Below are 11,595 nucleotides of genomic sequence, written 5' to 3' on the forward strand. Positions count from 1 at the left end.
ATGCAGACAGTGTGAGACGCAGTGGCATCCAAACGGCTTCGCATCATTAGAATCACAACCATGACGCAAAAGGATTCCGAACAGGCAACATGTGGGCAGGCCGCTGGCGAACAGACGGCATCCGACCGCATCGTCCTGCAGCTTGACAATGTAGAATTCCGTCGCAACAGGCGTGTCATCATCACCGATGTGAATCTCACCATTCGCGCGGGCGAACGATGGGTGCTGTTCGGGCCGAACGGCATCGGCAAATCCACGGCCGTGGGCATGCTGTCCACGCGTACGTTCCCGTCTGAAGGGCGCGTTTTCGTGCTCGGACACCAGCTCGGCAAATATGACGTGTTCAAGCTGCGCACGCGCATCGGCCTGGCCTCGGCCGATTTGGGTCGTCAATTCCCGGATTTCGAAGATCCGCTGGATGCCGTGGTCACCGGTCTGAGCGCAGTGACGGGCCGTTGGCAGGACACGTATTCCGAAGCCGATTACGCCCGCGCCCGCCAATTGCTGCACGATTTCCATGTCGGCTATCTTGAAGGCAAGCAGATGTGGCGCCTGTCGGAAGGCGAACGCACGCGCGTGCTGATCGCCCGCGCATTGATGGGCGATCCGGAGCTGCTGATCATGGACGAACCGACCACCGGTCTTGATCTGGGCGGCCGCGAGCAGGTGATGCGTACGCTGAGCCGCATCGGAAGAGAGGATTCGCAGCGTGCCGTGGTATTGGTGACACATCGCCTGGAGGAGATCCCCGAAGGATTCGACCATATCGCCATCATGGGCCGCATGCCGGTTTCCGCGGAAGACGCGACCGCGGACGGCATCGACGCGATGGGTGATCCTTCCGCCGGCACCATCATCTACTCCGGCTCCCTTGAGGACGGCCTGACCGACGAGCGTCTTTCCGGCCTGTTCGGCATGCCGATCGAAGTCCAACGCTCCCACGGCCGCTGGGCCGCCTACGCCGTGTGACCTCAAATTCGGCTTGCCTGCCGTCCTGCGACCTTGCATGATCAAAACGTTGATTTTCCACTCCAAGCCGCCGCATCCCCGGCATCCCCTTATCCACAGACCCCGCCGACGAAATACTACGGATATTGCCATGACAGATACAACGGATAATAAATGGGCGCGTGCGTTGCAGGCCAAGGGAATTGGCATCGGTCCCGAACAAGCCTCATCCGCCACGGCAGGCAAACGTAATCTTCAGCGCGAAAAAGGCGCGGAGAACGATATGATCGCTTCTTCCAGAAAGCGTCCGAACGGCAAGCCATCACGATCGATGCCTTTCAAAGCCACAGGGCATAAGGGCGGCATCAGCAGGCAAGGCGGCTGAATCAGTACAGCCGTCTGATAGACTCCATTTGGCTGTTCGCTGCTCGATGGCGCGGCAGTGTAACGTCATGGATTTGGTTGAGAACAATTCTTCGGCAGAACGTCAGGGATTACGAAAAGGAGGATCATGCGTCGAGGACCGCTGCAGGCTGGTGAGAAAGTGCAGTTCACCGACCGTAAATCCAACAAGATCACCGATCAGCTGGTTGCGGGCGGTTCCACGCAGACGTCGCATGGTCTGATCCTGCATGACGATGTGATCGGCCGGACCGAAGGCGTGGTCGTGGTCACGGTCACCGCGAAACGTGAGGCGCAGGTCAACCAGCAGCATCCCGAACGCGATGCGAACAAGCCGTGGAAGGGCACGCGCGCGATCGGCGGTTGGGAGTATGCGGTGATGCGTCCGCGTATGGCCGATTATGTGCTGTCGATGCCGCGTGGCGCGCAGATCATGTATCCGAAGGACATCGCGCAGGTGATTCAGCTTGGCGACATCCGTTCCGGCATGCGCGTACTGGAATCCGGCGCGGGTTCGGGCGCGATGAGCCTGAACCTGTTGGATGCCGTAGGACGGAGCGGCCATTTGACGACGATCGAGATGCGCAGCGAATTCGCGCGCGTGGCCGAAGCGAATGCGACATTGTATTACGGCGCCCGCCCGCAATGGTGGGATCTGCTGACGGGTGATTTCGATTCCGTTGCCGCGACGCTGCCGGAGCATTCGTTCGACCGCATCATGCTTGACATGTTGGATCCTTGGAATCGCCTTGAGCAGGCGTATCGTGTGATCGCGCCGGGCGGCGTGCTGATCGCTTACGTGACGACGACCACGCAGATCAGCCGTCTGGCGGAGGCGTTGCGTGAAGCCGGCTGCTGGACCGAGCCTGAGATCCAGGAGACGATGGAACGCAATTGGAAGGCGCAGGGGCTGGCGATTCGTCCCGATCATCAGATGATCGGCCATACCGGCTTCCTTGTGGTCAGCCGTGCGATGGCCGAGGGCTACACGGCACTGCGCAAGCGCGACCGTGCGACGAAGGACACGGTGACCGATGTCGATTCGCTGACCGCCGAGGAGCGCGCGGAGCAGCTGGAGGAGCTGGAGCTGCGTGATATCTCCGACCGTAAGCTGCGCAAGGTGCTGCGCGATCTGGACAAGCAGGTGTGCGCGCTTGACGAGTGAACATGTTTGGTCGCCCGAACGTTCCGAGGGCGTCTTTCCGGATGACGGGCGAAGCTTCGCGGGCCGGATGGAATCCTCGCCGGGTGAAACCACTATGAAGCGGCGACAAACACCGCTTGCAAAATCAATCATCGAATGCGCGGATTTGCGATAATGGGTGTGGATACAGCAATTGGGATCCATGCATTCGCTATAGCGGGAACGGAGTGCGCGTCGTGGGCGTGAACATCAAGAAGAAAGCCAAGAAGGCCAAGAACTATCCGTACGTGCTGATCGTCATGCGCCATGCGAAAGCCGAACCGGCCAATGCCGGCGGCGATATCGAGCGTAAACTGACGGATAAGGGCCTGAAGCAGGCGAAAGCCGTCGCCAAAGGCCTTGTCGGCATGGGGCTGATGCCGACGCGTATCGCGTGTTCCGGCGCGACCCGCGCCCGCCAGACCTGCGAGCGGATGTTGAAGGTGTTCGGCGACGAGCCGAAGGTCGATTACCGCCAAAGCCTGTACGCGGACGGCATCCAGTCCGTGTTCGACGAGCTCGCCCAGACGAAGGACAAGCACCATGTGCTGATGGTGCTCGGCCATGAGCCGACGGTGTCGTACGCATGCCAGTGGCTGGCGAGCGAATCTTCCGATCCGGCGCTGCTCGATCTGATGAACCTGGGCATGACGCCCGCTTCGTTGGTGATGCTGGGTTCGGATAAGCCGTTCAATCAGTGGCAGACGCATGACGGGGAGGTGTTCGCCATTATCTCCCCGAAGGATTTTGACTGATCGCTGATTGGTCGCCGAAGGATGCTGATTGATGTTGCCATCATTTGATGATGTCGGATTATGCGGTGCAGCCCGATGATGGCGTCATCGATAATCGGCATTCAATGATGTAAATCGCAGTCACCGATCGCAGTCATATAAATCATATTTATAACGACATGCAAATTTGGCCGATGCCTTATAACACGGGTTTTTCTGATAGGCTGACGGCAACCGACAACGAAGCATCTGTTTGCCGTCAGGAGGTCCCGCATGTCTACTTGTACTTCTGTTTCAGGATTCCCGCGCATCGGCCGCGATCGTGAATTGAAAAAAATCGTGGAGGCATATTGGAAAGGCAAAGCATCGCTTGACGACGTGCGCGCCGTCGGGCGGCAGCTGCGCTCATCGCATTGGCGCCTGCAGGCCGAGGCCGGCATCGACCTGATCCCCGGCAATGATTTCAGCCTGTACGATCAGGTGTTGGATACCGCGCTGCTGATCAACGCGGTGCCGCAGCGCTACCGTCGTCTCGCCTTCGAGCAGCCGGAAGATACGCTGTTCGCGATGGCGCGCGGCTATCAGGGCACACGCGGCGACGTGACGGCGCTGCCGATGAAGAAGTGGTTCACCACCAACTACCATTACCTGGTTCCGGAAATCGACGAAGCCACCGACATCCGTCTGGTCGGCACGAAACCGTTCGACGAATTCAACGAGGCGAAACGGCTCGGCGTTCTCACCAAGCCGGTGCTGATCGGCCCCTACACGTTCCTCAAACTGGCCCGCAACGCGCAGGCGGAGGAATTGGAATGCGATCTTGGCCTGGTCAATGCGGCCGCCGCGGCGTATGCGCAGATCGTGAAGCGGTTCGTCGAGCTTGGCGCGCAATGGCTGCAGTTCGACGAACCGTATCTGACGCTTGACAAGGGGCCCGGCGATACGGAGCTGTTCAAGACCCTGTACTCCAAGATTCTGCCGTCCCGCCAGGGTAAGGTCCGCGTGCTGCTGAACACGTATTTCGGCCATATCGCCGACATTTACGAAACCGTGAACCTGCTCGGGTTCGACGGCATCGGCTTGGACCTGGTCGAAGGCCGCGACGCGAATCTCGCCGCGGTCGAAAAGCATGGCGTCGCCGAAAACACGACGCTGTTCGCAGGCGTCGTCAATGGCCGCAACATTTGGCGCAACGATTACGCCGCCAGCCTTGAATCGGTCGATACGCTGCGTAAGGTCACGCCGAACGTCGCCGTTTCCACCGCCTGCTCGCTGCTGCATGTACCGTTCAGCGTGGCGGGGGAGACCCGTCTTCCCGACGAGGTGCGCCGCCATTTCGCGTTCGCCGTCGAAAAGATCGGCGAACTGCATGACATCGCCGCCCTGTGCGAAGCCGATGCCGAAACGCGCGCCGCAGCCGACACGCTGACCGCGAACAAGACGCTGTTCGACGGCACCCGCGTCACACCCGACGCGCAGGTGGCGGCACGGCTCGACGCGCTGAAGGATGAGGATTTCGTGCGCACGCCCGCCCGCGCGCAGCGCCGTACGCTTCAGCATCAGGCGCTTGGCCTGCCGCCGCTGCCGACCACGACGATCGGGTCCTTCCCGCAAACCGCCGAAGTGCGCGCCGTCCGCGCGCAATACCGTTCCGGCGGCATCAGCGGCGAACAATACGTCGCCTTCGTCGAATCGCAGATCGACGCCTGCATCAGACGGCAGGAGCAGGTCGGTCTTGACGTGCTCGTGCACGGGGAATTCGAGCGCAACGACATGGTCGAATATTTCGGCCAGCATCTCAACGGATTCCTGTTCACCGACAATGCGTGGGTGCAATCCTACGGCACGCGCTGCGTCAAGCCGCCGATCGTGTGGGGCGACGTGTCCCGCGCACGGCCGATCACCGTGGCATGGTCGGCGTATGCGCAAAGCCGCACCAATCATCCCGTCAAAGGCATGCTGACGGGGCCTGTGACGATCCTCAACTGGTCGTGGCCACGTGAAGACATCAGCCATGAGGAGCAGACCAAGCAGCTTGCGCTGGCGATTCGCGACGAGGTGCTCGACTTGGAGGCCGCCGGCATTCGCATCATCCAGATCGATGAGGCCGCGTTGCGCGAAAAGCTGCCGCTGCGCCGCTCCGACTGGCATACGCGGTATCTTGACTGGGCTATCCCCGCGTTCCGTCTCGTCCATTCCGGCGTCAAACCGACCACACAGATCCACACGCATATGTGCTATTCGGAATTCAACGACATCATCGGCGACATCGACGACATGGACGCCGACGTGATTTCGTTCGAAGCGTCCCGCGGCGACCTGGTCGTGCTTGACGCGATCCATGACGCGCGTTTCGAGACCGAGGCAGGCCCCGGCGTATACGACATCCACAGCCCGCGCGTGCCGTCCGTCGCCGAAATCAAGGAACGCCTCTACTCGATCCTGGACCGTATGGACACCGACAAGGTGTGGGTCAATCCGGATTGCGGCCTGAAGACACGCGGCAACGACGAAACATGGCGGAGCCTCGCCAACCTTGTCGAAGCCGCGCGCGAAGTGCGTGACGCAATCAGCAGGGCACGAATCGGCAAGGCGTGACGATCATGACGAAACCGGAACGAAAACCGATTTTCTCGCTCGAAGTCTTCCCTCCCAAACGCACGGCGCCGATCGGCACGATCTACGATACGCTCGACGGACTGCACGGACTGGAACCGGCGTTCATCTCCGTGACGTACGGCACCGGCAAATCCGCCGACCGGACCGCCACCGCGCGCATCGCGAACACGATCCGCAGCGAATACGGCATTCCCGCAGTCGCGCATCTGACCGCGCAGTATCTGGATTCGCAAACGGTCGACGAGGCGCTGGACCTGTTCGATCAGGCGCATGTGGCCGGCATATTGGCGCTGCGCGGCGACCGTGTGGAAGGCCGCGAGCCGACCGGCGAGTTCAAGCACGCCAGCGATCTGGCGGCATATATCCGCGAGCATCGTCCCGACATGCCGATCTACGGCGCGTGCTATCCGGAGAAGCATCCGCAGGCGGCCACGTTGGATGAGGACATCGACTTTCTGAAACGCAAGGTGGATGCCGGCGTCACCCATCTGATCTCACAGCTGTTCTACTGCAACGACGATTTCCTGCGCTTCCTCGACAAGGCTCGCGCCGCCGGCATCACCGTGCCGATCGAAGCGGGCATCATGCCGGTCACCACGCCGCGTTCGGTCAGGCGCATGGCCGGCATGTGCCAATCCCACGTGCCGGACGAAGTCGAAACGATGATGCAGCGGTGGGGCGACGATCCCGAAGCGATGAAGGAGGCCGGCATCATCTACGCTTCGGAGCAGATCAGCGGACTCATGGCGCACGGCGTGGACGGCATCCACCTGTACACGATGAACCACCCCGGCGTCAGCCGCCGCGTCTGGGCCAACGTGCGCCCGCTGTTCAGCTGACCGGTTCGGCAGACAAGTGTGAAAGCCCGGCTGCGAAACCCCGACATTTCACGGCCGGACTTTCCGAATCAATATGGATTCGGAAACGCGATATGGCGACCGGGCTAGTACATTGGAGTCATGGCATCTTTTGAGACGACGCATACGACACCGCAATTCAAAGCCCTTGACCTGATCCGCGCAGGACTGCAGGACCTCGACGCCGCACGCGACGCCCTCAAACAGCTTTCCGACAGCGGCCTCGACGAAAGCCGCCTCCACTATCTGCTCGCCGTCCTCGGCCATGCCTGTGACCCGGATGCGGCCTTGCGTAATCTCATCGACATCATTCGCGTTTTCGAAGTGCAAGGCCAATCCCTTTCCGGCATCATCCATAACGAAGACGCATTCGCCCGGCTTATCACCGTGCTCGGCGCATCCGACGAAATGGGCAAGAACATGCGGTTCCGCCCCGACCTTGTGGAAGCGGTCGCATATGACGCCTGCCATAGCTGCGACTTCACCCCGGAGGAGCGCCGCGCCCACGTCCTTGCCGCCGTCGGAGCCAATCCCGACGACCGTACGGCGCCACGCGCCACAATGCCCCTGGCCGAAGCGACGACGGCGCTGCGCCGCACCTATCGCAAGCAGCTCGCCTCCATCATGGCGCAGGATGTGCTCGCCGACGACCCCGTCGCAATCCAGCCGATCATCAGCCGCAAGCTTTCCGACCTGGCCGATGCCGCTTTGGAAGGCGCATTGGCCATCGCCCGCCATGAAGTCCCCGGCAGCAGACAGGTGCGTTTCTCCGTCATCGGCATGGGCAAGCTGGGCGCGCAGGAATTGAATTACGTATCCGACGTGGATCTGATCTACGTCGTCGAACCGGCCGTCGAAGACGTAGACGGCATGACGCTGACCCGCGTCGGCACGAAAATGGGCATCACCTTGCAGCGCGTCTGCCAGTCGGTCATCATGGGTGTGGCCGAACCCGCCCTGTGGCAGATCGACGGGGGGCTGCGCCCGGAAGGCAAGGACGGCCCGCTGGTGCGCCGGCTGGAATCGCATCAGGCCTACTACGAGCAGTGGGCGGAGAATTGGGAGTTTCAGGCACTGCTCAAGGCGCGCCCGGTGGCGGGCGACATGCAGCTTGGCCAGGCGTATATGGATATGACGCGCCCGTTCGTATGGGCCGCGTCCAAGCGTGACAATTTCGTGCACGACTGCCAGCAGATGCGCAAGCGCGTCGAAGACCTGATCGCACCGCCGTTGAAGGATCGTGAAATCAAACTTGGGCGCGGCGGTCTGCGCGATGTGGAATTCACCGTGCAGATGCTGCAGCTGGTGCATGGCCGTTCGGACGAGACACTGCGCACGCGCTCCACGCTGGAATCGTTGCAGCGCCTTTCGGCGGGCGGATACGTGTCGCGCAAGCAGGCTGCGAAGCTGTCGTGGGACTACCGTTTCGAACGCGTGCTGGAACACCGGCAGCAGATGTGGGCGTTGAAACGCACGCATCTGTTCCCCGATCTGGGCGCGGCCAGCATCGGGGGATTGGACCGCAAGCGCGACATCGACCCGGACGAGCTCGGACGCAATGAGGAACTTCGCCGACTCGCCCGCGCGTTCCGCATGCATTCGGAAGAACTTGTCGCCAAATACGATGAGGTGCGCCGTGAAGTGCGCAATCTGCACTTGGACATCTACTACCGTCCGATGCTGCCGATCGCGGCCGGTTTGGACGACGAGCAGGTGGCGCTGAGCACGCAGGCCGCGCATGACCGTTTCGAATCCATCGGTTTCGCCGACGCCGATGCCGCCATGCGCCACGTGGAGGCGTTGACCGCCGGCCTCACGCGCGCCGCGAAAATCAACCGCATCATTCTGCCCGCGGTCCTCCAGTGGCTTGGAGAGGGGCAGAATCCCGACATGGGATTGCTCAATTGGCGCAAGCTGGAGGAGAACTTCGGCGACGAAAGCGAATACTTGGGATTCCTACGCGATTCCACGTCAGCCGCGCAACGCCTGTGCCATATTCTGTCGAATTCACGGTTCCTCGGCGATGCGCTCAACAAGTCCGTCGAATCGGTGACATGGCTGGGCCATGAGGAGCGTCTGCGGGCGCGATCCCGTGAAAGCCTTGACGTGCAATGCCGTTCCGCTTTGGAGCGTCATCCTGATGTGATCGACGATTTCGCGAATTCGATGCGCTCGATGCGCCGACATGAGATCGAACGCATCGGATTGGCGTGGATGAGCGGTGTGATCGACGATGATGCGTCATTGCGCGGCATGACCGACGTGTATGACGCGATCCTGGACGCGTCGCTGGATTGGGCGATCCGGCATCGGATGCAATCGCTTGCTGGTTCGAGTCCCGCTGGGGGCGGCGACGGCACCGGCATGTCTGACGGAAACGCGACGCCGCCTGCGGCAATCGCCGTGATCGGCATGGGCCGCTATGGCGGGCGCGAAGTGAACTTCAGCTCCGACGCGGACGTGATCATCATCTACCGGCCCGCGGAAGGCGCTGACGACGGCGAAGCGAACCTGTTCGCCCGTAAAGTGCAGGAAGACGTGCGCAGCATCCTGCAGGGCCCGGTCAGTCTGGAACCGAAGATCGAGCTCGACATGGACCTGCGCCCCGAGGGCAAGAACGGCCCTGTGGTGCGCTCGTATGCCTCCTGCGAGGAATACTACCGTTCATGGGCCAGCACATGGGAGCATCAGGCGCTGCTGCGCGCCCGCTTCGCCGCAGGCGACGAACGGCTGGCGAACGATTTCCTCACCAACATCGCCGACCCGCTGCGGTATCCAACGGCCGATCTGACTGATGCGGAATTGGGGGAGATCCGCAAGCTGAAGGCTCGCATGGAAGCGGAACGTCTGCCAAGAGGCGTACGCCGCGAACGCCATCTGAAGCTCGGCAAGGGCGGCTTGAGCGACGTCGAGTGGACCGTGCAATTGCTGCAGCTGCGGCATGCGAGCGCGGATGCCGCATTGCGGGTCAATTCCACGTTGGAGGCGTTGGACGAATTGGAGCGCAAACGCTTCATCGGCAAGAACGACGCCGCGGTATTGCGCAAGGCATGGCGTATGTGCACGGCGGCCCGCAACGGCAACTACCTGTGGAGCGGACGCGCCACGCAGGCGGATATCCTGCCCGATGATTCGTATTCGCTGGGCGGCATCGCCGTCTACTTGGGCTACGGATCGAATCATGGGCAGCAGTTCGAAAACGATCTGCTCGCCGTCATGCGCCGCGCCCGCGACGTGTGCGAACGCGTGTTCTACGGAATCTAGAAGGGGAAAGGAATCGGCATGACGAGCGGCGCATGCGATGACGAACGCTTTTTCAACGAATACGCGCAATGGCACGCAGCCGGGACGGACTGGACGCCGCCGGGGAATGGCACCAGCTCAAACCCCTGTTCCCCGAACTGAAGGGGAAGAAGGTCCTTGACCTGGGCTGCGGCTACGGGTGGCATTGCAAATTCGCCGCCGACCAGGGTGCCGAACAGGTGCTGGGCATCGATCTGAGCCGGAGAATGATCGCGGAAGCCAGAAAACGAAACGCCGACGAGCGCATCACATACCAGGTCGCCGGCATCGAATCATACGATTATCCGACCGACGCATGGGATTGCGTCATATCCAACCTGGCGCTGCACTACGTGGAAGACCTCGACGCGGTCTTCGCCAAAATACACCGGATGCTCACAGCCGACGGCATTTTCCTGTTCAACATCGAACATCCCGTATTCACCGCGGGAGTCGGTCAGGATTGGATCTACGGAGCCGACGGACGTCCCCTGTATTGGCCCGTCGACGACCACTTCCGCCCCGGATTGAGAAACACCCGTTTCCTGGGATGCGAAGTACCGAAATACCATCACACCCTCACCCAGATCATGATGGGCCTGCTGAACAGCCGATTCGAAATCGCCGCCGTGGAAGAAGCCCAACCGCCGAAGACCATGATGGACATCCCCGGCATGGAAGACGAACTGCGACGCCCGATGATGCTGCTCGTCAAAGCAACGCCAAAAGGATAGGAAAGCTTTGATGCGCCGCCGGCAGGATTCCGCTCGAACGCTGTTTATGCCGACTGTGGTGTTTCCCGATGCCTTCAGCTCCAGTTCTGGAATTCCGATCATGTGGCATCGTCGGCGAAACGATTACGGACCTTTGATTATTCTAAGTCTTTTGGTGTTTTGAAGTTTTTGCGGTTTACTTCACACCTATAAGGCTTGCTCGCTGTTTTGGGAATCGTCCGAAATCGCCCGAATCCTATGCCGCCCGTTCCGATTCCTTCGCATGGCTTCTGAACACACCGCTGGGAGGTTCCCGTTTCCGCGTCGTTTCCCTGACCGCTCTGACTGATATGCGGATTTGCCGACATATGGCCATTCCAAAATACCATCAGTATGAAATGATTTCAGGCCAATAGGTTGAAGTGCGTCTTGTCGGAATGTGTTGCCGTGCGTGCCTCATAACCTTCCGACCCATCACTTCCCGATTCCAAGACCTCCCTCGTACGTGTCGACACCGTCCGCGGGGACGCTACGCATTGACGGCGGCGACAAGCTGCTCCATCAGGTCATCACAGGCAGCTACGGGAGACGCGGCATCCGTCTTCACGACGAACATCGAGTCCGGCAAGCAAGGCGCGGCGATCTCGGACGACAAACCCGCCGCTGCGACATCCCGCTGCCGGTCTGACCGAGGTCGAATTGGGGGAGATCCGCAGGCTGAAGGTACGCGTAGAAGGGCATCCGCCAAAAGACGTACGCCGCAAACGAGCCGCATGTGAACGCGTGTCCTACGAGTTGAAACCGTAGGGGAGCCGGAAGAGATTTCTTGCATCATTTGCCCAAGGCAACGACGGATT

At 60.9% G+C, this 11,595-nt stretch carries 8 protein-coding genes; all 8 read left to right on the forward strand.

Going from position 1 to position 11,595, the window contains the following annotated elements; translation table 11 throughout:
- Window positions 1-60 precede the first annotated feature (60 nt).
- The 8 genes from AC1AX7_RS02260 to AC1AX7_RS02295 all read left to right on the forward strand — a co-directional run bounded on the left by AC1AX7_RS02260 (window position 61) and on the right by AC1AX7_RS02295 (window position 10,759).
- The gene (locus AC1AX7_RS02260; RefSeq protein WP_476508491.1) at window positions 61-969 is read left to right on the forward strand and encodes an ABC transporter ATP-binding protein; all 909 of its coding nucleotides are present in this window, start codon (window positions 61-63) and stop codon (window positions 967-969) included.
- A 130-nt stretch (window positions 970-1,099) separates the two neighbouring features.
- On the forward strand, window positions 1,100-1,333 hold the full coding sequence (locus AC1AX7_RS02265; protein ID WP_476508492.1) for a hypothetical protein: 234 nt from the start codon (window positions 1,100-1,102) through the stop codon (window positions 1,331-1,333).
- A gap of 126 nt (window positions 1,334-1,459) precedes the next feature.
- Window positions 1,460-2,515: a tRNA (adenine-N1)-methyltransferase gene (locus AC1AX7_RS02270; RefSeq protein WP_476508493.1), complete on the forward strand. Its 1,056-nt coding sequence runs from the start codon at window positions 1,460-1,462 to the stop codon at window positions 2,513-2,515.
- 215 nt (window positions 2,516-2,730) lie between these two features.
- Window positions 2,731-3,288 (forward strand): SixA phosphatase family protein, encoded by a 558-nt coding sequence (locus AC1AX7_RS02275; RefSeq protein WP_476508494.1) that lies wholly within the window; start codon window positions 2,731-2,733, stop codon window positions 3,286-3,288.
- 252 nt (window positions 3,289-3,540) lie between these two features.
- The gene (metE, locus tag AC1AX7_RS02280) at window positions 3,541-5,865 is read left to right on the forward strand and encodes a 5-methyltetrahydropteroyltriglutamate--homocysteine S-methyltransferase (RefSeq protein WP_476508495.1); all 2,325 of its coding nucleotides are present in this window, start codon (window positions 3,541-3,543) and stop codon (window positions 5,863-5,865) included.
- A 5-nt stretch (window positions 5,866-5,870) separates the two neighbouring features.
- Window positions 5,871-6,725, forward strand: coding sequence for a methylenetetrahydrofolate reductase [NAD(P)H] (metF, locus tag AC1AX7_RS02285; RefSeq protein ID WP_476508496.1), 855 nt, complete (start codon window positions 5,871-5,873; stop codon window positions 6,723-6,725).
- Window positions 6,726-6,845: 120 nt separating this feature from the next.
- Window positions 6,846-10,007: a bifunctional [glutamine synthetase] adenylyltransferase/[glutamine synthetase]-adenylyl-L-tyrosine phosphorylase gene (locus AC1AX7_RS02290; protein WP_476508497.1), complete on the forward strand. Its 3,162-nt coding sequence runs from the start codon at window positions 6,846-6,848 to the stop codon at window positions 10,005-10,007.
- A gap of 68 nt (window positions 10,008-10,075) precedes the next feature.
- On the forward strand, window positions 10,076-10,759 hold the full coding sequence (locus tag AC1AX7_RS02295) for a class I SAM-dependent methyltransferase (protein WP_476508498.1): 684 nt from the start codon (window positions 10,076-10,078) through the stop codon (window positions 10,757-10,759).
- Window positions 10,760-11,595: the final 836 nt, after the last annotated feature.

It is taken from the genome of Bifidobacterium sp. LH_449, assembly GCF_056356755.1.

Excerpts from the sequence above, each read along its gene's own strand:
- AC1AX7_RS02260 (WP_476508491.1), top strand. The coding sequence starts at position 61 with ATGACGCAAAAGGATTCCGAACAGGCAACATGTGGGCAGGCCGCTGGC.
- AC1AX7_RS02265 (WP_476508492.1), top strand. The coding sequence starts at position 1,100 with ATGACAGATACAACGGATAATAAATGGGCGCGTGCGTTGCAGGCCAAG.
- AC1AX7_RS02270 (WP_476508493.1), top strand. The coding sequence starts at position 1,460 with ATGCGTCGAGGACCGCTGCAGGCTGGTGAGAAAGTGCAGTTCACCGAC.
- metE (WP_476508495.1), top strand. The coding sequence starts at position 3,541 with ATGTCTACTTGTACTTCTGTTTCAGGATTCCCGCGCATCGGCCGCGAT.
- metF (WP_476508496.1), top strand. The coding sequence starts at position 5,871 with ATGACGAAACCGGAACGAAAACCGATTTTCTCGCTCGAAGTCTTCCCT.
- AC1AX7_RS02290 (WP_476508497.1), top strand. The coding sequence starts at position 6,846 with ATGGCATCTTTTGAGACGACGCATACGACACCGCAATTCAAAGCCCTT.
- AC1AX7_RS02295 (WP_476508498.1), top strand. The coding sequence starts at position 10,076 with ATGGCACGCAGCCGGGACGGACTGGACGCCGCCGGGGAATGGCACCAG.